We start from the raw sequence: 24938 nt of genomic DNA on the forward strand, positions 1-24938 counted from the left end.
GGGGGGGGGGGGGGGGGGGGGGCCCCCCCCACGGCCGATGCATTCATCCACGCATGGCGCGGATCTACCGCGGCCAGGCGTTGGCGATCGTGCAGAACAGCTTCGCGGTCTGCTCGGTGTCATACACCGCACTGTGCGCCTCGTTGGCATCCCAGCCCAGCCCGGCGGCATTGGCCGCACGTGCCAGCACCGTCTGCCCGTAGGCGATGCCGGCCAGGGTCACCGTGTCGAACACGCTGAACGGATGGAACGGATTGCGCTTGTGGCCGGTGCGGGCGACGGCGGCATTGACGAAGCCCAGGTCGAAATGGGCGTTGTGGCCGACCAGGATCGCGCGCTGGCAGCCGTACTTTTTCATCGCCGCCCGCACCGGGACGAAGATGTGGTCCAGCGCCGCCTTCTCTTCCTTGGCCAGCCGGAACGGGTGGTCGAGGATGATGCCGGTCACTTCCAGCGACTTCGGGTCGATCTCCAGGCCCTCGGCCGGTACCACATGGGCGCTGGCGGTCTGGCCGGGGTAGAGCAGGCCGTTTTCGTCCATCTCGATCGGCACCGCGGCGATCTCCAGCAGCGCGTTGCGCTGGCTGTCGAAACCGCCGGTTTCCACGTCCACCACCACCGGCAGGAAGCCGCGGAAGCGTTGTGACATCGCGCGCTGCGCCTGGGGTACTGCGGAATCGGGAGTGGCGGCAGGTGCGGGAGTGGGGTCAGTCATGCGTGAATTCTAGCAGAGCGCCCCTGAGTGCCCGGCTGGCCCGGGATGCACGGGATCCCTGCGCAGGAGCGTGCCGACCAAGGTCGACACCCACCGGAGCGGCACACTTCCAGGACCCGGGCAGGTGCCAGCCCCCGAAACCCATTAGGTGCCGACCCCAGAAGCCCGGTAGGCGCCAACCCCAGAAGCCCGGTAGGTGCCAACCTTGGTTGGCACAGAGCGCGCCGGCCTACCGAACCACGGGCCGTGCCGCCGTGGCGGATGGCCGCCACCGCGCCAACCACGCATCGACGCTCAGCCTGCCGGCACCGCTGAAGATCAACGGCAGCAGCATCGCCATGAACAACACCGGCAGCTTGAAGTTGCCGAAGCCCTGGTCGCTGATCGCGTAGCCCATCGCCAGATCGGCCAGCGAATCCCACTGCATCGGCCAGTGCACCGCATAGGTCGCGACGACGGTCAGCACCAGCAGGCTGGCAGCGGCGAAACGGGTGCCGAACCCCAGCAGCAGGCAGGCCGCACCGACCAGCTCGAACCAGGTCGCCAGTTGCCAGTTCAGCGCGCTCGGCAACTGGTCGAACGGGAACGGGAAGGCGTCCTGCAGGTCGGCGAACCAGTTCTGCCCGTGCAGTTTCTCGCGGCCGGATTCGAAGTATTCCCAGGCCAGCAGCAGGCGCAGGCCGAGCGGGGCCAACCACGGGGCGAGACGGTCCAGCTGGCCACGCGCGGTGGCCAGGGTCGTAAGCTTCATCGGTGGATCTCCGGGGGAAGGGGGTGTCAGCCGGGGGCCGGCAGGGGGCCGATCACGCCGGCCTGCAGGAACTGCTGCAGCAATGCGGCACCGGGGCCAGCCAAGGCGTCCTCGGCCAGTCCATGGGTCGCGGCCAGGTGCTGCAGGTAACTACGGCCGTCGAGACCGGGCCGTTCGCCGATGCTGGACAGCAGGTACACCGCCAGCGGGCTGAGCGTGGCGAAGCGCACCTCGCCGTCGGCCTCGCGGCGCACAAGGAGCCCGGTCGGCTCGGCCGGCGGCTCGGTCGGTGCATCCTCGGCGCCGAGGCGGTGCACCGGCCACTGGTACAGCAGCGGCCAGGCCAGCGGCGAGCGTTGCAGCGGCGCCCGCAGCGGATCAACGTCGGCCCCCGCGGCCAGCGGTTCGGCGGCCAGCTGGTACAGCGCGGTTTCCACCCACTCGTAGTGGGCCAATTCGGCCAGTGCTGGATGCGGCAGCTGCGGTTGCGCCTGCAGCCATTGCACGAACTCGGCGGCCAGTTCGGTGAACAACGGCGTCTGGCAACGGTGCGTGGCGAAGTACTGGCGCACCAGTGTGCTCCAGGCCGGTTCGGCGAGCAGGCGCACGCAGACCGGGAAGCCGTTGCTCAGCAGGCCGAGCAGGTTGTTGAACAGCAGCCGCTGGTAGACCGCCACGCGACGCGGTTCCAGGCCTTCCGGTGCGGCCACCGCCTGCGGGTCGCGCAGATGCGCGGTGAAAGCGTGCTGTTGCGCGCGCAGCGTGGTGGGGGCATCAGCCATGTGTGCTCCCGGCGTGGGTGGCCTGCAGTCGGCGGATGGTCTGCAGCTCGCCCTGCAGTTCGGCGTAGGGCGGGAAATTGAAATCGCGTTCGAGCAAGGTGGGGCGTGCGCCGATGCGCGCGTAGGTACGCGCCAGCAGCTCCCAGACCGGATCGATCACCGCACTGCCGTGGGTATCGATCTTCAGGTCCGGCGCTTCATCCAGATGTCCGGCCACGTGCAGGCAGACGATGCGATCGGCGGGCAGCCCAGCAATGAAGGCGTCGGCATCGTAGCCATGGTTGCAGGCGTTGACGTAGACATTGTTGACGTCCAGCAGCAGGTCGCAGCCGGCCTCGGCCAGCACCGCGGTGGTGAAGGCCAGTTCGTCCATCGCCGGTTCCGGTGCCAGGTAGTAGGACACGTTCTCCACCGCAATGCGGCGGCCGAGCAGATCCTGCACCCGGCGGATGCGCGCGGCGGTATGGCGCACGGCTTCATCGGTAAAGGGGATCGGCAGCAGGTCGTACAGGTGGCCGTCGTCGCTGCAGTAGCTCAGGTGCTCGCTGTAGAGCGGCACGCGATGGGTTTCGAGGAACTGGCCGACCTGTTCCAGCAGCTGGGTATCCAGGGGCGCACTGCCACCCAGCGACAATGACAGGCCGTGGCAGCTCAGGGGGTGGCGCCGCGCCAGTTCGGCCAGCGCGTCGCCGGCCGGGCCACCGACATGGATCCAGTTCTCCGGTGCGCATTCGAGGAAGTCGAAGTCGCCGGCCGGTGCGTCACGCAGCGCCTGCAGCAGCGCCCGGCGCAGGCCCAACCCGGCGGCCGCCGCGCGAAGCGGCGACCGCGGGTGGTCAACGCTGGCGCGGACGTCAGTGCTTGGCACCGCACTTGCCTTCGCCGCACTTGCCTTCGGCCGACTTCTTGTCGCCAGCCTTGGCCTTGGTCTTGGCACCGGCGGCCTTGCCCTTGTCGGCGCCGCACTTGCCCTCAGCGCTCTTGCCGTCGGCGCCACACTTGCCTTCGGCGTGCTTGGTCGCGTCGGCGGCCATCTTGGTATCGGCGGCCTTGGCATCAGTGCTGGCCTTGGCGGCCTGCCCCGCCACCAGGTAGCCCTGGGCCAGGTCGCTCATGCTCAGGGCCGAGGCACTGGCGGTCATGCCCAGGCCAGCGGCCAGGGCGGTAGCAGTCAGCAGGGACAGGGTCTTGTTGGAACTGCTCATCGGTCGTGCTCCTGGGTGGTGTGGGCGTGTGCCCGGGTCGCCGGCAGGGGTGCCGGTGGAAACGATGGTGCAGCGATCCTACTCAACGAATCCTCGCCAAGACCTCAAATTTTCGTGAGGTTTGTTACAGAAGGGGAGAGCGGCGGGCCGAACGCCACGCGGATCCGCCCGCGCCGCCCGGTAGATCCACGCCATGCGTGGATGCATCGCCGAACGCCCAGAAACAAGAAGGCCGCTGTCGCGAGGACAGCGGCCACCGTGGAGTCGACTCCGGTGTTGCAGTGCAGCGTCAGATCTGCCCGGTGCTGGAGGTCTCGTCGCGCTTCTCGCGCGGCGGCAGCGGCTGCTCGCCGTGCACCAGGAACCATACGTTCTCGGCGATGTTGGTGGCGTGGTCGCCCACGCGCTCCAGGTTCTTGGCCATGAACAGCAGATGGGTGCACGGGGTGATGTTGCGCGGGTCTTCCATCATGTAGGTCAGCAGCTCGCGGAACAGCGCGGTGTACTGCGCGTCCAGGCGGGCATCGTCCTCGCGCAGCGCCAGTGCAGCGTCGGCATCGTTGTCGCGGTAGGCGGCGATGGCGCGGCGCACCTGTTGTGCGGCCAGGCGGCCCAGGGCGCGCAGGCCCTGGATCTGCGGCAGCGGCGGCACCTTGCCCAGCGCGATCGAACGCTTGGCGACATTGGCAGCGTAGTCGCCGATGCGTTCGATGTCGGCCGGGATGCGCAGGCCGGCGAGGATCTCGCGCAGGTCGCGCGCCATCGGCCCGCGCAGCGCCAGGCGCATCACGTCGTGGCTGATCTGCTGTTCCAGCGCGTCGATGGCTTCATCGTTGGCGATGATGCGATGGGCCGCGTTCTCGTCGCGCTTCTCGATCACGTCCATCGCCGCTTCGAGCTGGGCGACGGCCATCTCGCCCATGCGCACGATTTCGGCCACCAGGCGCTGCTGCTCTTCGTCGTAGCTCTTGACGATGTGGTCGTTGGGAAGGTTCATGGTCTGCAATCCGGGTAGAGCCAGGCCACGCCTGGCTGGCGTTATCTGTAGAGTCGAGCGTTGCTCGACTGACGTTTCAGCCGAAGCGACCGGTGATGTAGTCCTCGGTCTGCCGCTGCGACGGCTGCGAGAAGATCACTTCGGTGCGGTCGTGCTCGATCAGGTCGCCCAGGTACATGAAGGCGGTGTAGTCGGACACACGCGCTGCCTGCTGCATGTTGTGGGTGACGATGACGATGGTGTACTCGTGCTTGAGCTCTTCCACCAGCTGCTCGATGCGGCTGGTCGAGATCGGGTCCAGCGCCGAGGTCGGCTCGTCCAGCAGCAGCACCGACGGGCGCAGGGCCACGGCACGGGCGATGCACAGACGCTGCTGCTGGCCACCGGACAGGCCCAGCGCGCTCTGGCCCAGCTTGTCCTTCACTTCGTCCCACAGCGCGCCCTGGCGCAGTGCCTGCTCGACGCGGTCGGCCATGTCGGCCTTGCTCAGCTTCTCGTGGTGGCGGATGCCGTAGGCCACGTTCTCGAAGATGGTCATCGGGAACGGCACCGGCTTCTGGAACACCATGCCGACCTTGCTGCGCAGGCGGTTCATCGGGTACTTCGGCGACAGGATGTTCTCGCCGTCCAGAAGCACTTCACCGCGCGCTTCCAGCTTCGGGTACAGCGCGTAGATGCGGTTGAAGATGCGCAGCAGGGTCGACTTGCCGCAACCGGACGGACCGATCAGCGCGGTCACGCGCTTTTCCGGAATCTCCAGGTTGATGCCCTTCAGGGCGTGGAACTTGTCGTAGTAGAAGTCCAGTCCACGCGCGGCCAGCTTGACCGGCGACGGCGTGTGCAGGCTCTCGTGCGAGGACGGCACGGCGATGCGCTGCATCGGCACGGCATTGGAAAGGTCGTTCATGGCGTTATCCACGGAAAGGTCAGTCATGGGAGATACGGTTGCGCAGCAGGATGCCGCGGGCGGCAAGGCTGACCAGCAACACGAAGACAGTCAGCACCAGGGCACCGGCCCAGGCCAGCACCTGCCAGGATTCATACGGGCTGCCGGCGAACTGGTTCATCACCACCGGCACCGAGGCCATCGGCTGGAAGATGTTGTTGTTCCAGTACTGGTTGCCGAAGGCGGTGAACAGCAGCGGGGCGGTTTCGCCGGAGATGCGGGCCAGGGCCAGCAGGATGCCGGTGATGATGCCGGCCGACGCGCTGCGGTACAGCACCTGCACGATCACCTTCCACTGCGGGATGCCCAGCGAGAGTGCGGCTTCGCGCATCTGCGAAGGCACCAGGCGCAGCATCTCGTCTGTGGTGCGCACCACCACCGGCAGCACGATGAAGGCCAGCGACAGCGCACCGGCGAATGCCGAGAAGTTGCCGCCGGTCTGCATCACGTACAGGGTGTAGACGAACAGGCCGAGCACGATCGACGGCGCCGACAGCAGGATGTCGTTGACGAAGCGGACCACGGTGCCGGCCTTGCGGGCGTTGCCGTACTCGGCCAGCCAGGTACCGGCTAGCACGCCCAGCGGGGTACCGATGCCGATCGCCAGTGCACACATCACGGCACTGCCGAAGAAGGCGTTGGCAAGACCGCCTTCCTGCATCGGCGGCGGCGTCATCTTGGTGAACAGATCCAGGTTGATGCCGGCCAGGCCCTTGGAGGCCAGGGTGAACAGGATCCAGCCCAGGAAGAACAGGCCGAACAGAGCGGTGGCGCAGGACGCGGTGATGGCAACGACATTGCCGATGCGGCGGCGCAGGTACAGCGAATCAGCGGTGGTGGACATCAGTTGCCCTCCTTGCGGGACAGGCGCATCAGCATCAGGCGGGCGATGGCCAGCACCACGAAGGTGACGATGAAGAGGACGAAGCCGAGCAGCAGCAGGGCCGAGCGGTAGGTTTCAGTGGCTTCGCCGAAATCGTTGGCGATCAGTGCGGCGATGGTGGTGCCCGGCTCCAGCAGCGACGGCGACAGGCGCACGCTGTTGCCGATCACGAAGGCCACTGCCATCGTTTCGCCCAGGGCGCGGCCCAGACCGAGGAAGATGCCGCCGATCACCGCCGAGCGGGTGTAGGGCAGCACGATGTCCCAGCTCACTTCCCACTTGGTGGAACCCAGCGCATAGGCCGATTCCTTCAGGCGGGTCGGCACGGTCAGGAACACTTCGCGCATCACCGAGGAGATGAACGGAATGACCATGATGGCCAGCACGAAACCGGCGGTGAGCATGCCGATGCCCAGCGGCGGGCCCTGGAACATCGGACCGATGATCGGCCACTCGCCCAGGGTTTCGTTGAGGAACGGGGTGACGTACTCGGTCATCACCGGCACCAGCACGAACAGGCCCCACATGCCGTAGATGATCGAGGGGATGCCGGCCAGCAGCTCGATGGCGGTACCGACTGGGCCACGCAGCCAGCGCGGCGCGACTTCGGTGAGGAAGAAGGCGATGCCGAAGCTGACCGGCACGGCGATGACCATCGCGATCAGCGCGGTGACCAGGGTGCCGTAGATCGGGGCGAGGGCGCCGAACTTGTTTTCGACCGGATTCCAGTCGGCGGAGAAGAAGAAGCTCAGGCCCTGCATCTGCAGGGCATGGCGGCCGCCCCACAGCATCGACAGCGCGGCGCAGGCCAGGGCGATCAGGACGAAGATGACGGTGCCGACCAGCACCCATCGGAACAGTTTGTCGTTGCGGGCATCACGCGCATCACGCGTGGACGGGGCGGCTACAGGCTGGGCGATGGCATTCATGGGGACGGCTGGGCCAGGAAGGGGCGGGGCGGCATGGCGTGGAAGCAGCGGTGCCCGCGCGGGGCGGGCACCGTCGTAACCATCACTTCAGGTCGGTCGCCCAGTAGGCCTCGATCTGCTTGACCAGTTCGGCCGGCAGCGGCACGTAGTGCAGCTCGTTGGCCTGGGCCTGGCCGTTCTCGAAGGCCCACTTGAAGAAGGCCAGGGTGTCCTGGTTGCGCTTGGCGTCCTTCGGCTGCTTCTGCATCAGCATGAAGTTGGTGGCGGTGATCGGCCACGCCTGGTCGCCCGGTGCGTTGGTGATGACCAGGTTGAAGTCCTTGGCACTGGCCCAGTCGGCGCTGGCGGCCGCGGCGGCGAAGGTTTCCGCGCTCGGCTCGACCCAGTTGCCGGCCGCGTTCTGCATGGCGGTGTACGGCATGCCGTTCTGCAGTGCGTACGCCAGTTCGACGTAGCCGATCGAACCCTTGATCTGCTTCACGTAGGACGCGACGCCTTCATTGCCCTTGCCACCGACGCCGTCCGGCCACTGCACCGAGGTGCCTTCGCCGACCTTGCTCTTCCACTCCGGGCTGACCTTGGACAGGTAGTTGGAGAAGTTGAAGGTGGTGCCCGAACCATCCGAACGGTGGACCAGGGTGATCTTGCCGTCCGGCAGCTTCACGCCAGGGTTGGCGGCGACGATGGCCGGATCGTTCCAGGTCTTGACCTTGCCCAGGAAGATGTCGGCCAGAAGGGCGCCGCTCAGGCGCAGCTTGCCGCCCTCCAGGCCTTCGATGTTGACCACCGGCACCACGCCGCCGATGGCGGACGGGAACTGGGCCAGGCCGGCCTGGGCCAGCTCTTCGCTGCTCAGCGGCTTGTCTGAGGAACCGAAGTCGACGGTGCCGGCCTTGATCTGGGCGATGCCGCCGCCGGAGCCGATCGACTGGTAGTTGATCTTGGCGCCGGTGCTGGCGTTGTAGTCCGCCGACCACTTGGAGACCAGCGGGAAGATGAAGGACGCGCCTGCGCCGGAGACCTCGGCGGTCACCTTGGCACCGGCAGCGGCCGGAGCGGCAGCACCGTCGGCAGCCGGCTGCTGTGCGGCCTGCTTGTCGCCACCGCAGGCCGACAGGCCCAAGGCGATGGCCAGGGAAAGGGCGGCAAGGCCGGCCGAGTGCAGTTTCATGGTCACTCCATAGCGGGGAAGAGCCGACGGCGTCGGCGGATGCGGCTATGAAATGATGTTTTTGTTACAGCCGTATTACGACCATGACAGAGGTGTCCTGGATCACGTTCCGACAAGGGTTTCACAGGGTTGGGCGCGATCCGGCAGACCCCCGCAGACCCCGGATCTGCGCACCGGCTCCCTGTCCTCGGTAGGTGCGGACCGTTGGTCCGCACGCTCCAGCACCCAGCCGAATCCTTGGCCCTTCGTAGAGTCGAGCTTGCTCGACCAGGGCCGACCAGGAGCAGCCGAGCAAGCTCGACGCCACCCACCCGGGGCAGTCGAGCAAGCTCGACGCCACCGGCAAACGAGAAAGGCGCGAGATCTCGAGGATCTCGCGCCCGGGTGGGATCGGCGGGGGAGAGAGGACCCGCCGATCCCGTTCCTGCGGGGGAACGCTTACTTCAGGTTCTGCGACCAGTAGGTCTCGATCTGGCGGACCAGGCTGTCCGGCAGCGGCACGTAGTCCAGCTGGCGGGCCTGGGCGTCGCCGCTCTTGTAGACCCAGCGGAAGAACTCCTGGGTGGCCTTGCCGTTGGCAGCGTTCTTCGGCTTCTTGTGCACCAGGATGAAGTTGGTGGCGGTGATCGGCCAGGACTCGGCGCCCGGGGCGTTGGTCATCACCAGGTAGAAGTCCTTGGCGCTGGCCCAGTCGGCGCTGGCGGCGGCGGCGGCGAACGAAGCGTCGCTCGGCTGCACGAACTTGCCGGCGGCATTCTTCATCGCGGTGTACGACAGCTTGTTCTGCAGCGCGTAGGACAGTTCGACGTAGCCGATGCCGCCCTTGATCTGCTTCACGTAAGCGGCAACGCCTTCGTTGCCCTTGCCACCGATGCCGGCCGGCCACTGGACCGAGGTGCCTTCACCGACCGAGCTCTTCCACTCCGGGCTGACCTTGGACAGGTAGTTGACGAAGTTGAAGGTGGTGCCCGAACCATCCGAACGGTGCACGACGGTGATCTTGGCGCTCGGCAGGGCCACGCCCGGGTTCAGCGCGGCGATGGCCGGGTCGTTCCAGGTCTTGATCTTGCCCAGGAAGATGTTGGCCAGCACGGTGCCGTCCAGCTTCAGCGCGCCCGGGGCGATGCCGGCGACGTTGACCACCGGCACCACGCCGCCGATCACCGACGGGAACTGGGCCAGGCCCGAAGCGGCCAGTTCTTCCGGCTTCAGCGGGGCGTCGGAGGAACCGAAATCAACGGTCTTGGCCTTGATCTGCGCAATGCCGCCGCCGGAGCCGATCGACTGGTAGTTGACCTTGTTGCTGGTGGCGGCGTTGTAGTCGGCCGACCACTTCGACATCACCGGGTAGATGAACGAGGCGCCCGCGCCGGTGATTTCAGCGGCGTTGGCGGCGAACACGGACGACGCTGCGAAGACGGCAACGGCAACGCGCGACTTGAAGGCGTGGATCACGGGGTGGCTCCTGGGTTGATTGGGATGCGGGGTTACCCGCCCGGCGCACATTCCATAACGGTTCGATGACAGCGCAGGGACCGTTGTATGACTCAACTGTTACAGCGCCGCCTGGCGCCTGGAGATGCGCGTCCGTGAAGGTTCTGCGCGGCGCCCCGGGGCCAAGGCTGCGCAGCGCAGCCAACCTCTATATAGCGCTGACGCGGACGCATCCCGGGAATGGGCATCCGGCAGCGATGCCATTGCCTTCGGGTGGCCGCACGGCCCCGCGTAGCGCGCTGACGCCGATACATCACGCCATATGCCGCAAGGGATCGACACCGCCCGCAGCTGAATTGCGTCGTCCGCATGACCGCGCGAAGAAACCTGTGTTTGGTGCGCAGTTTGTCATTCGACTGTCATGGTTTTAACGGAACGTTCGCAAAACGCTTGACCGGCCTGCCGGCGTGGCGTTCTGCCCAAGCCATTCCAACCCTCTGGAGAGATCCAAAATGCGTTCCCATTTGCTCGCCGCCGCGGTCGTTGCAAGCCTCGGTCTGGTTTCCGCCGACGCCTTCGCAGCCCCCGCCAGCTCGGGCGTATCCCAGGCACAGCTGCAGCAGCTTCAGGCACAGATCGCTGCGCTGCAGGCCCAGGTCCAGCAGTTGCAGAACGATTCGCAGGCGCTGCAGGCGCAGTCCGATGCGCAGTCCGAAGTGAACATCACCCAGGCCCAGGCCCTGGAAGGTGCGCAGAAGACCCAGACCAGCGTCGACAAGCTGGCCAAGCTGGTCAATGACAACAAGATCGGCGGTCGCATGTTCTTCGACCTGACCAACATCGACAAGACCAGCAACGGCAAGGACACCGCCGCCAGCGGCACCGGCCTGGACGTCAAGCGCTTCTACCTGACCGTCGACCACAAGTTCAACGACATCTGGTCGGCGAACCTGACCACCGACTTCCAGTACAGCTCGGCCATCGGCAACACCGAACTGTTCGTCAAGAAGGCCTACGTGCAGGGCAGCTTCGACCCGGCCTTCAACCTGCGCGTCGGTGCTGCCGACATGCCGTGGATCCCGTACGTCGAGAAGTTCTACGGCATGCGTTATGTCGAGAACACCCTGACCGACCGCCTGAAGTACGGCAACTCGTCCGACTGGGGCCTGCATGGCTTCGGCAACCTGGGCAACAACTTCAACTACGCCGTCTCGGTGGTGTCCGGCGCCGGCTACAAGAACCCGACCCGCAGCAAGGGCATGGACGTGGAAGGCCGCGTGGCCTACACCCCGAACGAGAACTTCGTGGTCGCCGTCGGCGGCTACAGCGGCAAGCTGGGCAAGGAAACCGACATCCAGAGCGCCGAGAACACCTACACCCGCGCCAACGCGATGGTGGCCTACGCCGACAGCAACTTCCGCGTCGGCGGTGAGTACTTCCAGGCCAAGAACCTCAACAACGTGCTGACCGTTGCCACCGACAAGACCAGCGGCTGGTCGGTGTGGGGCAGCGTGCGCGTCACCGACGGCGGCATCAACGTGTTCGGTCGTTACGATGACACCGACGTCAGCAAGACCCTGGACCCGACCCTGAGCGACAAGTACTGGAACGTCGGCGTCGAGTTCCCGGTCATGAAGAACCTCAAGCTGTCGACCGTGTACAAGTACACGCACCTGGCCAACGCTGGCGACAAGAAGAACGACAAGACCAAGGAATTCGGCGTATGGGGCGACCTGTCGTTCTGATCACCTGAACTACAGCGTCTGAAAGCGAGACGGCGGGCCTGGTGCCCGCCGTCTTCGTTTCGTCACAACACGGTCCGCGTCACGCTTCGGCCGGGGTCTTGTCCTTGAACCGGCACAGGTCGGCGATCACGCAGCCGGGGCAATCCGGCTTGCGTGCCTTGCACACGTAGCGGCCGTGCAGGATCAGCCAGTGATGCGCGTCGAGCAGGAACTCGGCTGGAATCACCTTCACCAGTTTGTCTTCCACCTCGCGCACGTTCTTGCCGGGGGCCAGCCCGGTGCGGTTGGCCACGCGGAAGATATGCGTATCCACCGCCATCACCGGCTCGCCGAACGCCGTGTTGAGCACCACGTTGGCGGTCTTGCGGCCGACGCCGGGCAGCGCTTCCAGTGCGTCGCGGTCACGCGGCACTTCGCCGCCATGTTTCTCCAGCAGGATCGCGCAGGTGGCGATCACGTTCTTCGCCTTGGCGTTGAACAGACCGATGGTGGCGATGTACTGCTTCAGCCCGTCCTCGCCGAGCGCGAGGATCTTCGCCGGCGTATTGGCCACCGGGAACAGGCGGCGGGTGGCCTTGTTGACGCCGACGTCGGTGGCCTGCGCCGACAGCGCGACCGCCACCAGCAGCTCGAACGGCGAGCTGTACTCCAGTTCGGTCTTCGGGTGCGGGTTGAGTTCGCGCAGCCGGGTGAACATCTCCACCACGTCGGCGCGCGGCATCACGCTGCCCCGGCGCGCCGGTGCGCGCGCGGTCTTCTTCGACGTGGCCATTACTGCTCCTTGCCGGTGGCGCGGGCCTTGGCCCGGGCGAGGATGGCGGCGGCGGCAGCGGGCAGCGCCGGCTTCACGTCCGGCGCCGGGGCCGGCGTCCGGCGCGCGTCGCGTTCGGCCTCACGGCGCGCCAGCCGCACTGCACGCGCGCGGTAGCGTTCACGCGCGGCCCACGCGGCGTGCAACTGGCGCTGGGCCTGCTGCAGGCGTTGCGGAAGCTCGGGGTGACCGGGCAGCAACTGTTCGTCGCCGGCATGGGCGACATAGTCCATCAGCCCGGCCTGCAGGGCGCCATCGAGATCGTCTGCCTGGACCCGGGCGAACAGCTGCGCGGGGTTGGGTCGGGATGCCATGGCGTCAGCGGTTCTGGAATGCCGGCGGACGGCGCTGCAGGAAGGCACTGGTGCCTTCGCGCATGTCTTCGGTGGCAAACAGCAGGCCGAACTGCGCGCTTTCATATTCCAGCCCGGCTTCCAGGCTGCATTCGCCACCCACGTGCACCGCATCGAGCAGGCCGCGCAGGGCCAGCGGCGCCGAGCGTGCCAGCTGCCGGGCGATATCCTGGACGCGGTTGTCCAGCGCGTCGGCGGGCACCACCTCATTGACGATGCCCAGTTCCAGCGCACGCGCGGCGTTGATCGGCGCCCCCAGCAGGCACAGTTCCAGGGTCGCGGCGCGGCCGCACAGGCGCAGCAGTCGCTGGCTGCCACCGAAGCCGGGAATGAGGCCGAGATTGATTTCCGGTTGGCCGACTTTGGCGGTATCGGCCGCGATGCGCAGGTGGCAGGCCATCGCCAGCTCCAGGCCGCCGCCCAGCGCAAAACCGTTCACGCGCGCGATGACCGGCTTGGGCATGCGCTCGATCTGGCGCATCAGGGCCTGGCCCAGCAGCGAGAAATCACGTCCCTGAACCGCGCTGAGTGTGTTCATTTCCGCGATGTCGGCACCGGCCACGAAGGCCTTCGGGCCCGCCCCGGTCAGCACCACCACGCGCACCTCGGGGTCTGCCGCGGCGGCGCTGAACGCCTCGGCCAGCGCCTGCAGGGTCGCGGCATTGAGGGCGTTGAGCTTGTCCGGGCGCTGGACGGTCACGGTGCGGATGGCGCCGTCGTCGGCGACATCGATCAGGGCATCGGCCACGGGGAAACTCCTGGAACGTTAAAAAAAAGTGATATTGAACTCTGCAAACGCAGACGGGTCATAGCCTGCATCGTGAGTAGCGGTTACACGTTGCGCCCGTTATCCTAACCCGTCGCCTCAGGGCGGCGCAGAACGTCCCTGAGTTACCACCCCTGGAGAACTGTTTGATGAAGTTGCGTTCTATCGCGGTCGCCGTCGCGGCCCTGGCCCTGACGGGCAATGCCTTCGCCCAGGACGTTTCGTCCGAAAAGGGCAAGCTGAGCTACTACTTCGGTTACGACTACGGCAACAACCTGGCGGAGCTGACCGGTCGCGGTGAGCAGCTGGACATCAACTCGGTGGTGAAGGGTCTGCAGGACGCCTACGCCAAGAAGCAGCCGGCGATCACCGCCGAGCAGCTGAAGCCGGCCGTTGAAGCATTCCAGAAGCGCGAGCAGGGCCGTGCCCAGGCTGCCAAGGCCGAGTACGAAAAGGCCGCTGCCGAAAACAAGACCAAGAGCGATCAGTTCATCGCGGCGAACAAGGCCAAGGCCGGCGTGCAGTCCCTGCCGAGCGGCGTCCAGTACCGCGTGATCGAAGCCGGCAAGGGCGCCAAGCCGACCCAGGCCAGCACCGTGCAGCTGGAAGTGGCCGGTCCGTTCCCGTACGGCCAGCGCCCGACCGAAGCCCGCCCGGCCCAGCAGATCCCGTCGATCAAGGTCAGCGAAGTCGAAATGAAGGCCATGCGCGAGACCCTGCTGCAGATGCCGGCAGGCTCGAAGTGGGAAGTCACCCTGCCGCCGGATCAGGCCTACGGTGCCGACCCGCGCACCCCGTTCCCGCCGAACGTGGCTGTGCAGTTCGAGATCAAGCTGGTCAGCGTCAAGTAATATCGAAGCAGCTTACGAAACGCGCCGGTGATCCCACCGGCGCGTTTTTGTTTGCGCAAGGCGCGACAGCGCGAAGCCATGCCCCCGCGCTCGCGCAATGCGTGGCGCGCAAATCCAGCCCATTCGCGCTACTGTTGCAGGGTGCAAACAACGGAAGAATCGGCGCGTGTTGTCGCAAGTCCCTGCATCGGAGTGTGCAAGCTGGATCCAGACCGGCAGTGCGCCGGCTGCGGGCGGCATCTCGACGAGATCGCAAGGTGGTCGTCGATGAGCAACGAGGAACGCAGCCGCATCCTGCATCGCGTGCAGCCGCTGCGCGAACAGCTGCAACACTCATTGCGCGGCTCGCTGGCCGACCACGAACGCCTGATGCGCGCGCTGCATCCGCTGGCCGTACCGCCGCTTGGCGACGGCTGGAACCGCAGTGAACTGATCGACCTCCTGCCGCCCGGCCCCCCCGTGGAAGCGGCGGTGCTGGCCGGCATCGTGCCGCGTGCCAACGGCGCGCAGGTGATCCTCACCCGTCGCACCGAGACCCTGCGCACGCACGGTGGGCAGGTCGGGTTCCCTGGTGGTCGTACCGAACCGAACGATCGCGATGCACTGGCCGCCGCACTCCGCGAGAGCCAGGAAGAAATCGCGCTGGCGCCCGGCCAGGTGCAGGCGCTGGGCTACCTGGATCCCTTCGTGACGATCACCGGCTATCGGGTCACGCCGGTGGTGGCGGTGGTGGATCCGGACTTCGTGCCGGTGCCGCAACCCAGCGAAGTGGCCGAGGTGTTCGAGGTGCCGCTGGATTACCTGATGGCCGCCGACAACCTGCGCCAGGTCGAAATCAATCATCGCGGCCGCGTCCGCCACGTCCTCGAATACGGCTGGCCGGGCCAGCGCATCTGGGGCGCGACCGCGGCCATCCTCTACAACCTGCGTCGCCGCCTGGAGCAAGTGCAATGAAGCCGATCGATCCGCCGTGGACCACCCTGGTCGATGTCGCCACCCTTGCCGCTGCCTTGGGCGAGGACGTGCGCGTGGTCGACGCGCGTGCAACCGCCAGCACGGCGGTGCGTGTGGTCGATGCGCGGTCATCGCTGGCCGACCCGCAGTCCGGTGGCGGCCAGTACCTTGCAGGGCACATCCCGGGTGCGGTCTACGCTGATCTCAATCGCGACCTGTCCGACCTGTCGCGCGTCGGCCATGGCCGCCATCCACTGCCGGACAGCGACGCCTTCGCCGCGAAGCTGGGGCACTGGGGCATTGGCCCGGACACCCAGGTGGTGGTCTACGACGGCAGCGATGGCAGCATGGCCGCTTCGCGGCTGTGGTGGCTGCTGCGCCTGCTCGGCCACGGCAGGGTGGCGGTGCTCGACGGCGGCATCGCCGCCTGGCAGGCTGCCGGCCACCCGCTGGCAACCGGGCAGGAGGCGGTGACGCCGTTGCCGGCCTATCCGGGCCGTTTCGATACCACCCAGATCGCCAATGCCGATGAAATCGCTGCGCGGCTGAAGCACGCGCCGGGTTGGCTGGTCGATGCCCGTGCGGGCGAACGCTTCCGCGGCGACGTGGAGCCGCTGGACCCGGTCGCCGGCCACGTGCCGGGCGCGGTCAACCGGCCGTTCGCCTTGAACGTCCTCGACGGCCGCCTGCGCGATGCACAGGCGCTGCGCGCCGAACTGCAGGGCGTGATCGGCAATCGCGATCCGCAGCAGGTGGTGCTGATGTGCGGCTCCGGCGTGACTGCCTGCCACCTGCTGCTGGCGATGGAATCGGCCGGGTTGTCCGGCGCACGCATCTACGCCGATTCGTGGAGCGGCTGGGTCAGCGACAGCAGCCGCCCGGTGGCGACCGGCGCCTGAGCAATCCGGGCCAGGAGCAGTCGAGCACGGCTCGACTCTACAAGAGCCCATTCCGACGATTCGACGTTCATCCACGCATGGCGTGGATCTACCGTGTCGACCAAGGTCGACACCCACCAACAGCAGCCGGAATCTGTCGAAGGCGGGGTGGGTCCGGTTGCGGGGGCGTGAGCCGCATGGATGCGGCGACCGAGCTTACATGGACGTACTTGCAGCGTCCCCCGCAACCGGACCCACCCCGCCATCCCACGGATTGCCCGCTGTTGCCGTTGCTTCGGCCGTTGCCGTTGCCTCTGCGGGTGCAGGGCGCAGCCCTGCCGATCAACCCACCGACTGCAGCGGCACCTTCGCCAGCACCCGTTCCCACGGGAACAACGGCCCCGGATCACGCTTGCGCGCCACCGTCAGTGCCGCATCATCACTGGCCGGCACCTGCTCAAGATCCAGCTGGTCGTGCCCGGCAATCCGCCGCAGCGACGGGTAGCGCGCCACCAGTGCCAGCAGCAGCTGCTCCAGTGCCACCAGCTGCGCCTCGGTATATGGCTCATCCATCGCCTGGTGGCGGCTGTCGAACCAGTGCGGGTAGCGCCCGCTGTTGACCAGTTCAATGCCCAGCGTATGCGCGTTCATGCCGCGCACGTGGTGGGCCACCCGTTCCGGCGCCACGTACTGCACCACAAGGCCGTCGCGGTCGATGTAGAAGTGGCCGCTGTTGCCGGCGCCACTGTCGTACAGCACGCGCTCGCCGTATTCGCGGGCCATCGCCAGATCGGGCAGCTCGGTGCAGTGGATCACCACCATCTCCAGCGTGGCCGGGTCGCGCAATGGCAGACGGTCTTGGTAGGGCAGGGGCTGCAGCTGCAGGCCGGGCAGGAGCGGGTTGGGCATCCGGCGATGCTAGCATTGCGGCATGAACCTGCCTTCCCTTTCCTTGTCGGTCCACGCGCGCGGAGCGTGTGCGTGAGCCGCGGCCACTGCATCCTGTCCCACGGCTTCGAGAGCGGCCCGGAAGCGACCAAGGTCACCGCGCTGGCCGAGGTGGCACAGCGCCTGGGCTGGACCCACGAACGCCCCGACTACACCGACCTGGACGCGATGAGCGAGGTCAGCCGGGTGGGTGACGTGCCGACCCGCCTGCGCCGCCTGGTCGAGCGTGCCACCCTCGCTGCCCGGCAAGGGCCAGTGGTGCTGGCCGGGTCAAGCCTGGGGGCCTACATCTCCGCCATCGCCTCGCTGCAGGTGCCGGTGGCCGGCCTGTTCCTGATGGTGCCGCCGACCACCATGGGCCCGATGCCGGCGCTGGACGCTGCGGCGGTGCCCACCAGCGTGGTGCAGGCCTGGCATGACGACGTGGTGCCGGCCGCCGGGGTGATCGCCTGGGCGCAGGCGCGTGCTGCGCAATTGCTGCTGGTCGACGACGGGCACCGCCTGGAGCACCACGTGGAGGCCGCCGCGCAGGCCTTCGAGCGCCTGCTGCAGCAACTGTGAAGCCCGGGCGCACGGCGCGCCCGCCCGCTTTGACTACAATGGCAGCCCCGCCGCCCCCGGCGCGGGCCTGCTGGCCGTGCTTGCGGCCCTCCTTTCCGACCGGCTTGGCCCCTGCGCTGCGCCCGACCACCTGCGAACCGATCCCGTGAAATTCTTCGTCTCCTGCGCCAAGGGCCTGGAATACCTGCTTGCCGATGAACTGTCGGCCCTGGGCCTTGGCAAGGCCACCGCCACCATTGCCGGCGTCAACGCCGAGGGCGAACTGGAGCAGGCGCTGCGGATCGTGATGTGGTCGCGCCTGGCCAGTCGCGTGCTGTGGCCGATCGACGCGTTCGAGTGCCCGGACGAACAGGCGCTGTACGACGGCGTGCGTGCGCTGCCGTGGCACGAGCACATCAAGCCGGAAATGACCCTGGCGGTGGATGCGCACGTCTCCGGCGACAAGATCACGCACGCGCGCTTTGCTGCGCAGCGGATCAAGGACGCCATCGTCGACCGCATGCGCGATGAAGGCCTGGAACGGCCTTCGGTCAATACCGACCTGCCCGACGTGCGCGTGAACCTGTCGCTGCGCAAGGGCCGTGCCTCGCTGTCGATCGACCTCGGCGGCGGCTCGCTGCACCGCCGTGGCTGGCGCGGTGCCGCCCACGAGGCGCCGCTGAAGGAGAACCTGGCTGCCGCCCTGCTGCTGCGCGCGCAGTGGCCGCGCCTGCATGCCGCCGGCGGTGGCCTGCTGGACCCGATGTGCGGCAGCGGTACGCTGCTGATCGAAGGCGCGCTGATGGCCGCCGACGTCGCCCCCGGCCTGATGCGCCACGGAAGCCTGCCGCCGAGCCGCTGGCTGGGCTTCGACAAGGCCGCCTGGAAGGCGATCCAGAGCGAGGCGCGTGACCGCGAAGCCGCTGGACTGGCCGCGCTGAAGCCGGTCATCCACGGCAGCGACATCGACCCGGTGGCGATCCAGGCCGCCCGCGAGAATGCCGAAGTGGCCGGCGTCGCCCACGCCATCCGCTTCACCCGCGCCGATGTGGCTGACCTGGCCGCGCCGGAGCAGGAGATCGGTGCGGTGGTCTGCAACCCGCCGTACGACGAGCGCCTGGCGGCTGATCCGGCGCTGTACCGCGCGCTGGGCAATGCTCTGCAGAAGGCGGTGCCGCAGTGGCGCGCGGCCCTGCTGTGCGGCAACGACGAACTGGCCTTCGCCACCGGCCTGCGCGCCGGCAAGAAGTACCAGATGTTCAACGGCGCGCTGGAATGTGCGCTGATCGTGTGTGATCCGATCGCCGTGCCGGGCCGCGACCCGGCGCAGCCGCGCGAGCTGAGCGAAGGCGCGCAGATGGTGGCCAACCGCCTGCGCAAGAACCTGAAGAAGTTCAAGAGCTGGCGCGCGCGCGAGGACATCACCTGCTTCCGCGCCTACGATGCCGACCTGCCGGAATACGCGGCGGCCATCGACGTCTACGAGGAAGACGGTGGCCAGCGCCGCACCTTCCTGCACGTGCAGGAATACGCGGCACCGGCGGCGATTCCGGAAAACGACGTGCGCCGTCGCCGCAACGAACTGCTGGCCGCTGCGCGTGAAGTGTTCGGCGTGCCGCCGGAACAGGTGTCGATGAAGTCGCGCGAGCGTGGCAAGGGCGGCAGCAAGTACGGCCGCTTCGAACAGCGCGACGAGTTCATCGTGGTGCGTGAGAACAACGCGCTGTTGCAGGTGAACCTGTTCGATTACCTGGATACCGGCCTGTTCCTCGACCATCGCCCGCTGCGCCGGATGATGGCCGAGCAGGTGCGCGGCAAGCGCTTCCTCAACCTGTTCTGCTACACCGGCGTGGCCAGCGTGCAGGCGGCCGTGGCCGGTGCCGCCAGCACCACCAGCGTCGACCTGTCGGCGACCTACCTGCAGTGGTGCTACGACAACCTGGCGTTGAACGGGCAGGGCGGCAACCAGCACCTGCTGGTGCAGGCCGACGCGATGGCGTGGCTGGAAGGCGACCGTGGACAGTACGACGTGATCTTCTGCGATCCGCCGACCTTCTCCAATTCCGCACGCGCCGATGACTTCGACGTGCAGCGCGAACAGGTGAAGCTGCTGCGCGCTGCGGTGGCACGGCTGGCACCGGGCGGCGTGCTGTACTTCTCCAACAACTTCCGCCGCTTCAAGCTGGAAGAGAACGCCATCGCCGAGTTCGCCCAGTGCCGCGAGATCACCGCGCGCACCATCGGCCCGGATTTCGAGCGCAACGCGCGCATCCACCGCGCGTGGGAATTGAAGCGGTTGGGGTAATCCCGGTAGTGCCGGCCGCTGGCCGGCAACGGTGACAGATCCGCAGAGGTTCATGGGATGCCGGCCAGCGGCCGGCACTACCCCCATCTGGCCGCTAGATCCACGCCACGCGTGGATGGTTGTTAGTAGATCCACGCCATGCGTGGACGGTTGTTCAGTAGATCCACGCCATGCGTGGATGGTTGTTCAGTAGATCCACGCCATGCGTGGATGGCAGTTCAGTAGATCCACGCCATGCGTGGATGGCAGTTCAGTAGATCCACGCCATGCGTGGATGGTTGTTCAGTAGATCCACGCCATGCGTGGATGGTTGTTCAGTAGATCCACGCCATGCGTGGATGGCGGCTACAGCAACGCCACCAGCAGACCGGCCACGGGCAGTGCGATCGCCAGCGGCGCGATCCACGTCGGCCGATACGGATACAACCCGAACGACAGCGCTACGCCGCCTACCGTCATCGTGCCCAGCCACAGCACCGGGCCCATGGCCCAGCCGTGGTCGGCCACGCACAACGCGAACGCAACAGTCAGCAGGGCCCAACCCAGCACCCGCCATTGCGTGCGCCGAGCCGGTGTGGCGGCGGCCTTGCCATGCAGGTCGTGCTGATGCTTCTCCATCGCCAGCGAGAGTGCGGTGAACGCAGAGAACGACAGCGCCAGTGCGAGCAGCATCATGCGCTGGCCTCCGCTTCAGCCGTTTCAACCTGTGTTCTGGTCGCAGTTGCCGCCGCCGCACGCTTCTTCTTCTCGGCCGCCGACAGCGGCGGCGTCCAACGCTGCATGCGCCAGCCGCACAGCGCCAGCATCGCGCCGAAGGCAATCATCGACAGGTCGACGCCGGCCAGCACCCAGTCACCGTTGCGCAGGGTCACGCCCAGATGCGCATGCGTGGTCAGCGCGTTGACCACCGGCACCAGCGCGAACGCGGCGGCGCCCAGGTACAACTGCCACGCCCACATCATCCGCTTCGGCCAGATGAAGGCCGCCAGCAGTGCCGCGCCCCAGGCGTAGAAGAACACATTGGCTTCGGCGCTGGAGCGCTCGGCAATGTCCAGCGGCAGCAGGCGGTTGCCCCAGAAGTAGGCGGCGAACGCGATCGGCAGGCCGGCCACGGTGCCGATGTTCAGTGCATCGACCAAGCGCAGGCCGAAGCCGGTACGGCCACTCTTGGCGTGCTTCGGCCGTTCCTTCACTGCCCACAGCACGACGCCGCTGGCCACCATCAGGCAACCGACCAGGCCGGACAGGAAGAACAAGGCGCGCAGGCCCCAGTCGGCGAAGCGCGCCAGGTGCAGGCCGTACAGCACGCCTCGGGTGGCGGTGGCGCCCCCGGAGGGCGGGGTCTCTTCCAGCAGCGTGCCGTTGATCATGTCGTAGCGCACGGCCGGGGTGTCGGTGGACAGGCGCTTGCCGTCGCGCTGGCGGATGTCGATCACCGCATTGGCCGCGCCCGGATTGGATACGGTGAAACCGGCCACTTCCACGCCATGCCAGTGCGCACGTGCGCTGTCCAGCAGCTGCGCGATCGGCAGCGGGGTGGCGCGGCCCTCGGCCGGCGCGGTCACCTCCGGCATGCCGCCGAAGGCTTCGCTGAAGAACTTGTCCTCGTCCTGCGGGTAGGCGACTTTCACCCCCCACGGCAGGTACATGATCATCAGGGTGACGATGCCGGTGTAGGTGATCATCGCGTGGTAAGGCAGTGCCATCACTGCGCTGACGTTGTGGAAATCCAGCCACGACCGCAGGCCCTTGTCCTTGCGGAAGGTGAAGAAGTCCTTGAAGATTTTCTTGTGGGTGATGACGCCGGTGATGATCGCCACCAGCATGAACATCGCGCAGAAGCCGACCAGGTAGCGTGCCCACAGCACAGGGATGTAATGCAGGTCGAAGTGCAGGCGGTAGAAGAAGTCGCCGCCACGGGTCTCGCGCGCCTTCAGGGCCTGCCCGGTATTCGGGTCCAGCGTGGCATCGCCGAAACCTCCGCGACGGCCACGGCTGGGGTCGGCCAGCTCCGGCGGCAGCCGCCAGAACATCTGCATGGCCGGGTTGCGCGGCTGCGGCAGGGTGACGAACCAGTTCTCGGCCTGGCTGGCGTTGGCCTGCAGGTAGTCCACCGCGCGCTGCGCGGCCACGTCGATGCTGACCTTGCTGGACGGCAGCTCCGGGCGCATCCAGCGGCTGATTTCTTCGCGGTAGTAGCTGGCGGTGCCGGCCATGAAGATCAACAGCAGCAGCCAGCCGACCAGCAGGCCGGTCCAGGTGTGCAGCCAGGCCATCGATTGGCGGAATCCGTTCTTCATGCCCAGGCCCCCAGCAGGCGCGCGACGGCGGCCATCAGCAGGGTGGGAGCGAGGATGCCGACCCAGGCGCGCAGCGCACTACGGGTGGCAAACGCCCACAGCGCGGCGCAGGCGGCGACCAGGATGGCCAGCAGCATGCCGGTCAGCACGGTCTGCCCGCGCGCGCCGGGCAGCGCGACCGCGCAGAACACGCTGGTCACCGAAGCCAGCGCGTAGCCGCCGAAGATCGCGGCCAGCGAGCGTGACAGCACGCCCCAGCGCGGGTTGGAGAAGAAGGTGCGGGGGCTGGCGGTTGCGGGCGAGCGGTCCACGGCGTTCCTGCTGGTTTCAGTGGGAGAAGGCCGGCGCACCGAAGCGCGCCGGGGTTGGCCATCCGTGGCCGGGCGCCGGTCGCAGAACCGGCGCCATCCATCAGGGTCAGAGCTTCCAGCGCAGCGTCACGGTGACGTTGCGCGGTTCGCCCCAGTACACGCCGTTGTAGAAACCGACGTTGTTGAAGTACTTCTTGTCCAGCAGGTTGTTGATGTTCAGCTGGGCGCTGAAGTTCTCGTTGAAGCGGTAACCGCCGGCGAGGTTGACCAGGTAGAACGCGTCCTGGGTGATGTTGGCCTTGCTGCGATCGGCCTTGGTGCTGGTGCTCCAGATGCGGCTCTGCCAGGTCACGCCACCGCCCAGCCAGAAGCGGCCATCGATACCGCCGGGGCGCCAGCTGGTGTTGAGCCGGAAGGTGTCCTGCGGAGCGGTAGTCCGTTGCAGCACGCCGTCGTTGTTGCGGATGACGGTATGGGCGAAGCCGGCCGAGACGTTCCACTGCTCTCCGATGCTGCCCTGGCTCTCGATTTCCCAGCCCTTGACCTTGTTGCCCTTGCCGGTGGAGCGGTAGGCCTGGCCGCCATCGGGCAGCGAATTCACCGGCACCGAATCGTCGATCTCGGCGACGTTGTCCTGCTTGCCTTCGAACACGGCGGCGGAGGCATTGAGCAGGCCACCGAAGAACTCGGCCTTGACGCCCGCTTCGTACATGTCGCCGATCACCGGCTCCAGGTAGTTGCCATTGCGGTCGCGATAGTTCTGGGGCTTGAAGATGTCGGTGTAGCTGACATAGCCGCTGAAGATCGAATTGAAGTTGTAGACCAGGCCGGCATACGGGGTGAGCATGTCGTCCGGCCGGTAGCCGGTGCGCGTGGTGCTGTTGCGGTTGCCGTTGGCGTCGTAGCCATAGGCCCACTTGCGGGTTTCCCAGCTGCCATAGCGGGCGCCCACCACGGCCAGCAACGGGTCGGCCAGGCGCAGGCGGGCCGCCACATAGGCGGCGCGTTGGCGCAGCTCGTCCTGCGACGACAGGCGACCCAGGCGGGTCACCGGAAGTACCGGCACCTCGCCGGTCCAGTGGCGCCAGTCGGGCACCTGCGAGTAGCCCGGCGCGCTGGAATCGAATGACATCGCCTCCGATTCGCCCTTGCGCACCGCTTGGCCCAGCCCGAACACCAGTTCGTGCTCACGGCCAAACAACTGGAACGGTCCGCCGACGTTGACGTCGAACACGTCCATCGTGCTGTGCTCGTTGAAGTGCGAGATATAGGCGGTGATGCCGGTGCCATCGGCGCGCGGATAGCCGGCCGCGCCGTACCAGACGCTGCCATCGGTATCGCGCACGGCGTGGCTGAGGTTGCCCTTCACCGACCAGCCATTGCCCAGCTGCTGCTCCAGGCGCGCGAAGCTGGTCTTCTCCACGATCGGCCACGCGCTCCACGAGGCCGACAGGTTGGTCGAGCGCGGCAGGTTGGCCGGCGCGCCATCGGCGCCCCAGTACGGCACCACGCCCCAGGTCACGCCGGTGGTGCGCGGCGACTGGTATTCATAGCCCACCTCGAACAGCGTGCGGTCGCTCAGGTCGGCCTGCACGATGCCGTAGAACACGTCCTTGTCCAGCGCGTAGACATCACGGAACGAATCGCTCTGCTGCTTGGCGGCGACCACGCGCGCACGGATGCGTCCGTCCCAGGCGACCGGGCCGCCGAGGTCGGCTTCCAGGCGGCGATTGTTCCAGCGGCCCACGGTGAGGTTGGCGCCCATCTGGAAGGTGTCGGTGGGGCGCTTGCGGATCATGCTGATGGTGCCCGACGGATCGCCGGCGCCGGTGGTCAGGCCGGTGGCGCCGCGGATCACTTCGATGCGCTCGTAGATCACGTTGTCGGTGTTGGTCTTGACCGAGCCACCGAACGTGTTGAGCATGCCGTCGATCTGGAAATTGTCGATGGTGTAGCCGCGCGAGACGTAGTTGATGCGCTCGCTGTCGGTGACCGATACGCTGACGCCGGTGACCTGGCCCATCACGTCCGACAAGGAGAACAGGCCCATGTCGTCCAGCCGCTGGCGGGTGATCACCGTTACCGACTGCGGCGTCTCGCGCAGCGACAGGTCCAGCTTGGTCGCACTGCGTGCGCCCTTGACCGTATAGCTGTTGGGAATCTCGCCGTCGGCGGTCACCTTCACGGTGTCCAGCGTGCGCGCGGAGGATTCGGCGGTGCCGTCGGCGTGGGCCAGCGGGGCGATCATCAGTGCGGTCACGGCCAGGGCCAGCAGAGTGGGACGAGGGAGGTTCAGCGGCGTTGCCATCGGTGCGATTCCATGCAGGACGAAACAGGCGATGGAATGCGCAGACGCAGCAGCC

General features: G+C 67.2%; 25 protein-coding genes. 6 read left to right on the forward strand and 19 right to left on the reverse strand.

Annotated elements, in window-relative coordinates; translation table 11 throughout:
• Positions 1-64: 64 nt before the first annotated feature.
• The 11 genes from rnt to pstS (ACMZPQ_RS05100) all read right to left on the reverse strand — a co-directional run bounded on the left by rnt (position 65) and on the right by pstS (ACMZPQ_RS05100) (position 9834).
• Entirely contained in the window at positions 65-715 is a 651-nt protein-coding gene (rnt, locus tag ACMZPQ_RS05050; protein WP_414486081.1) for a ribonuclease T, read from the reverse strand.
• 229 nt (positions 716-944) lie between these two features.
• The gene (locus tag ACMZPQ_RS05055; RefSeq protein WP_197584385.1) at positions 945-1466 is read right to left on the reverse strand and encodes an HvfX family Cu-binding RiPP maturation protein; all 522 of its coding nucleotides are present in this window, start codon (positions 1464-1466) and stop codon (positions 945-947) included.
• A 26-nt stretch (positions 1467-1492) separates the two neighbouring features.
• Positions 1493-2248: an HvfC family RiPP maturation protein gene (locus ACMZPQ_RS05060; RefSeq protein ID WP_197584384.1), complete on the reverse strand. Its 756-nt coding sequence runs from the start codon at positions 2246-2248 to the stop codon at positions 1493-1495.
• Positions 2241-3116 (reverse strand): HvfB family MNIO-type RiPP peptide maturase, encoded by an 876-nt coding sequence (locus tag ACMZPQ_RS05065; protein WP_197584382.1) that lies wholly within the window; start codon positions 3114-3116, stop codon positions 2241-2243. Before ACMZPQ_RS05065 ends, ACMZPQ_RS05060 begins: the two co-directional genes overlap by 8 nt.
• Positions 3103-3453, reverse strand: a complete 351-nt coding sequence (locus ACMZPQ_RS05070) for a hypothetical protein (RefSeq protein WP_197584380.1) — start codon at positions 3451-3453, stop codon at positions 3103-3105. Before ACMZPQ_RS05070 ends, ACMZPQ_RS05065 begins: the two co-directional genes overlap by 14 nt.
• Before the next feature lie 289 nt (positions 3454-3742).
• The gene (gene phoU, locus ACMZPQ_RS05075; RefSeq protein ID WP_006428132.1) at positions 3743-4450 is read right to left on the reverse strand and encodes a phosphate signaling complex protein PhoU; all 708 of its coding nucleotides are present in this window, start codon (positions 4448-4450) and stop codon (positions 3743-3745) included.
• A gap of 76 nt (positions 4451-4526) precedes the next feature.
• Positions 4527-5357, reverse strand: coding sequence for a phosphate ABC transporter ATP-binding protein PstB (gene pstB / locus ACMZPQ_RS05080; protein ID WP_005408788.1), 831 nt, complete (start codon positions 5355-5357; stop codon positions 4527-4529).
• 19 nt (positions 5358-5376) lie between these two features.
• Positions 5377-6240: a phosphate ABC transporter permease PstA gene (gene pstA / locus ACMZPQ_RS05085; RefSeq protein WP_006428262.1), complete on the reverse strand. Its 864-nt coding sequence runs from the start codon at positions 6238-6240 to the stop codon at positions 5377-5379.
• Positions 6240-7208: a phosphate ABC transporter permease subunit PstC gene (pstC, locus tag ACMZPQ_RS05090; protein ID WP_008267250.1), complete on the reverse strand. Its 969-nt coding sequence runs from the start codon at positions 7206-7208 to the stop codon at positions 6240-6242. Before pstC ends, pstA begins: the two co-directional genes overlap by 1 nt.
• Positions 7209-7290: 82 nt before the next feature.
• On the reverse strand, positions 7291-8379 hold the full coding sequence (gene pstS / locus ACMZPQ_RS05095; RefSeq protein WP_197583537.1) for a phosphate ABC transporter substrate-binding protein PstS: 1089 nt from the start codon (positions 8377-8379) through the stop codon (positions 7291-7293).
• Between the two features lie 438 nt (positions 8380-8817).
• Positions 8818-9834, reverse strand: coding sequence for a phosphate ABC transporter substrate-binding protein PstS (pstS, locus tag ACMZPQ_RS05100; RefSeq protein ID WP_049431219.1), 1017 nt, complete (start codon positions 9832-9834; stop codon positions 8818-8820).
• A gap of 491 nt (positions 9835-10325) precedes the next feature.
• On the opposite strand from pstS (ACMZPQ_RS05100), the gene ACMZPQ_RS05105 reads away from it, so the two are divergent.
• Entirely contained in the window at positions 10326-11558 is a 1233-nt protein-coding gene (locus ACMZPQ_RS05105) for a porin (protein ID WP_014036551.1), read from the forward strand.
• Positions 11559-11637: 79 nt separating this feature from the next.
• Here ACMZPQ_RS05105 and nth read toward each other — a convergent pair whose 3' ends face one another.
• The 3 genes from nth to ACMZPQ_RS05120 are packed head-to-tail and all read right to left on the reverse strand — an operon-like array spanning position 11638 to position 13470.
• A complete protein-coding gene (gene nth, locus ACMZPQ_RS05110) occupies positions 11638-12330 on the reverse strand; it encodes an endonuclease III (protein ID WP_197583538.1) in 693 nt (230 codons plus the stop codon).
• Positions 12330-12683 carry a hypothetical protein gene (locus ACMZPQ_RS05115; protein WP_197583539.1) on the reverse strand — a complete coding sequence of 118 codons (354 nt, stop codon included), beginning with the start codon at positions 12681-12683 and terminating at the stop codon, positions 12330-12332. The genes nth and ACMZPQ_RS05115 overlap by 1 nt, the downstream gene beginning before the upstream one ends.
• 4 nt (positions 12684-12687) lie before the next feature.
• Positions 12688-13470: an enoyl-CoA hydratase/isomerase family protein gene (locus ACMZPQ_RS05120; protein WP_197583540.1), complete on the reverse strand. Its 783-nt coding sequence runs from the start codon at positions 13468-13470 to the stop codon at positions 12688-12690.
• Between the two features lie 167 nt (positions 13471-13637).
• On the opposite strand from ACMZPQ_RS05120, the gene ACMZPQ_RS05125 reads away from it, so the two are divergent.
• From ACMZPQ_RS05125 to ACMZPQ_RS05135, 3 genes are all read left to right on the forward strand, one after another.
• A complete protein-coding gene (locus ACMZPQ_RS05125; protein ID WP_005408797.1) occupies positions 13638-14339 on the forward strand; it encodes an FKBP-type peptidyl-prolyl cis-trans isomerase in 702 nt (233 codons plus the stop codon).
• Between the two features lie 141 nt (positions 14340-14480).
• The gene (locus tag ACMZPQ_RS05130; protein ID WP_197583541.1) at positions 14481-15293 is read left to right on the forward strand and encodes a CoA pyrophosphatase; all 813 of its coding nucleotides are present in this window, start codon (positions 14481-14483) and stop codon (positions 15291-15293) included.
• Positions 15290-16192, forward strand: coding sequence for a sulfurtransferase (locus tag ACMZPQ_RS05135; protein WP_197583542.1), 903 nt, complete (start codon positions 15290-15292; stop codon positions 16190-16192). The genes ACMZPQ_RS05130 and ACMZPQ_RS05135 overlap by 4 nt, the downstream gene beginning before the upstream one ends.
• Before the next feature lie 321 nt (positions 16193-16513).
• Here ACMZPQ_RS05135 and ACMZPQ_RS05140 read toward each other — a convergent pair whose 3' ends face one another.
• The gene (locus ACMZPQ_RS05140; protein WP_197583710.1) at positions 16514-17080 is read right to left on the reverse strand and encodes an N-acetylmuramoyl-L-alanine amidase; all 567 of its coding nucleotides are present in this window, start codon (positions 17078-17080) and stop codon (positions 16514-16516) included.
• Positions 17081-17152: 72 nt separating this feature from the next.
• On the opposite strand from ACMZPQ_RS05140, the gene ACMZPQ_RS05145 reads away from it, so the two are divergent.
• Both ACMZPQ_RS05145 and rlmKL read left to right on the forward strand, forming a co-directional pair.
• A complete protein-coding gene (locus ACMZPQ_RS05145; RefSeq protein WP_197583711.1) occupies positions 17153-17680 on the forward strand; it encodes a hypothetical protein in 528 nt (175 codons plus the stop codon).
• 145 nt (positions 17681-17825) lie between these two features.
• Complete coding sequence (gene rlmKL / locus ACMZPQ_RS05150) at positions 17826-19964, forward strand: bifunctional 23S rRNA (guanine(2069)-N(7))-methyltransferase RlmK/23S rRNA (guanine(2445)-N(2))-methyltransferase RlmL (protein WP_197583712.1); 2139 nt, start codon at positions 17826-17828, stop codon at positions 19962-19964.
• 345 nt (positions 19965-20309) lie between these two features.
• Here rlmKL and ACMZPQ_RS05155 read toward each other — a convergent pair whose 3' ends face one another.
• The 4 genes from ACMZPQ_RS05155 to ACMZPQ_RS05170 form a co-directional block, all read right to left on the reverse strand.
• Complete coding sequence (locus tag ACMZPQ_RS05155; RefSeq protein WP_197583713.1) at positions 20310-20639, reverse strand: DUF3325 family protein; 330 nt, start codon at positions 20637-20639, stop codon at positions 20310-20312.
• Positions 20636-22264, reverse strand: a complete 1629-nt coding sequence (locus ACMZPQ_RS05160; RefSeq protein WP_197583714.1) for a PepSY domain-containing protein — start codon at positions 22262-22264, stop codon at positions 20636-20638. The genes ACMZPQ_RS05155 and ACMZPQ_RS05160 overlap by 4 nt, the downstream gene beginning before the upstream one ends.
• The gene (locus tag ACMZPQ_RS05165) at positions 22261-22575 is read right to left on the reverse strand and encodes a DUF3649 domain-containing protein (RefSeq protein ID WP_008264584.1); all 315 of its coding nucleotides are present in this window, start codon (positions 22573-22575) and stop codon (positions 22261-22263) included. Before ACMZPQ_RS05165 ends, ACMZPQ_RS05160 begins: the two co-directional genes overlap by 4 nt.
• A 106-nt stretch (positions 22576-22681) precedes the next feature.
• Complete coding sequence (locus ACMZPQ_RS05170; RefSeq protein ID WP_197583715.1) at positions 22682-24883, reverse strand: TonB-dependent siderophore receptor; 2202 nt, start codon at positions 24881-24883, stop codon at positions 22682-22684.
• Positions 24884-24938 lie beyond the last annotated feature (55 nt).

Origin of the sequence: Stenotrophomonas maltophilia, from assembly GCF_047497515.2 — a bacterium.
Lineage (GTDB): Bacteria > Pseudomonadota > Gammaproteobacteria > Xanthomonadales > Xanthomonadaceae > Stenotrophomonas.

Bases quoted from the DNA above. Each gene is read 5' to 3' on its own strand.
- rnt (WP_414486081.1), bottom strand. From the start codon at position 715: ATGACTGACCCCACTCCCGCACCTGCCGCCACTCCCGATTCCGCAGTA.
- ACMZPQ_RS05055 (WP_197584385.1), bottom strand. From the start codon at position 1,466: ATGAAGCTTACGACCCTGGCCACCGCGCGTGGCCAGCTGGACCGTCTC.
- ACMZPQ_RS05060 (WP_197584384.1), bottom strand. From the start codon at position 2,248: ATGGCTGATGCCCCCACCACGCTGCGCGCGCAACAGCACGCTTTCACC.
- ACMZPQ_RS05070 (WP_197584380.1), bottom strand. From the start codon at position 3,453: ATGAGCAGTTCCAACAAGACCCTGTCCCTGCTGACTGCTACCGCCCTG.
- phoU (WP_006428132.1), bottom strand. From the start codon at position 4,450: ATGAACCTTCCCAACGACCACATCGTCAAGAGCTACGACGAAGAGCAG.
- pstB (WP_005408788.1), bottom strand. From the start codon at position 5,357: ATGAACGACCTTTCCAATGCCGTGCCGATGCAGCGCATCGCCGTGCCG.
- pstA (WP_006428262.1), bottom strand. From the start codon at position 6,240: ATGTCCACCACCGCTGATTCGCTGTACCTGCGCCGCCGCATCGGCAAT.
- pstC (WP_008267250.1), bottom strand. From the start codon at position 7,208: ATGAATGCCATCGCCCAGCCTGTAGCCGCCCCGTCCACGCGTGATGCG.
- pstS (WP_197583537.1), bottom strand. From the start codon at position 8,379: ATGAAACTGCACTCGGCCGGCCTTGCCGCCCTTTCCCTGGCCATCGCC.
- ACMZPQ_RS05105 (WP_014036551.1), top strand. From the start codon at position 10,326: ATGCGTTCCCATTTGCTCGCCGCCGCGGTCGTTGCAAGCCTCGGTCTG.
- nth (WP_197583538.1), bottom strand. From the start codon at position 12,330: ATGGCCACGTCGAAGAAGACCGCGCGCGCACCGGCGCGCCGGGGCAGC.
- ACMZPQ_RS05115 (WP_197583539.1), bottom strand. From the start codon at position 12,683: ATGGCATCCCGACCCAACCCCGCGCAGCTGTTCGCCCGGGTCCAGGCA.
- ACMZPQ_RS05125 (WP_005408797.1), top strand. From the start codon at position 13,638: ATGAAGTTGCGTTCTATCGCGGTCGCCGTCGCGGCCCTGGCCCTGACG.
- ACMZPQ_RS05135 (WP_197583542.1), top strand. From the start codon at position 15,290: ATGAAGCCGATCGATCCGCCGTGGACCACCCTGGTCGATGTCGCCACC.
- ACMZPQ_RS05140 (WP_197583710.1), bottom strand. From the start codon at position 17,080: ATGCCCAACCCGCTCCTGCCCGGCCTGCAGCTGCAGCCCCTGCCCTAC.
- ACMZPQ_RS05155 (WP_197583713.1), bottom strand. From the start codon at position 20,639: ATGATGCTGCTCGCACTGGCGCTGTCGTTCTCTGCGTTCACCGCACTC.
- ACMZPQ_RS05160 (WP_197583714.1), bottom strand. From the start codon at position 22,264: ATGAAGAACGGATTCCGCCAATCGATGGCCTGGCTGCACACCTGGACC.
- ACMZPQ_RS05170 (WP_197583715.1), bottom strand. From the start codon at position 24,883: ATGGCAACGCCGCTGAACCTCCCTCGTCCCACTCTGCTGGCCCTGGCC.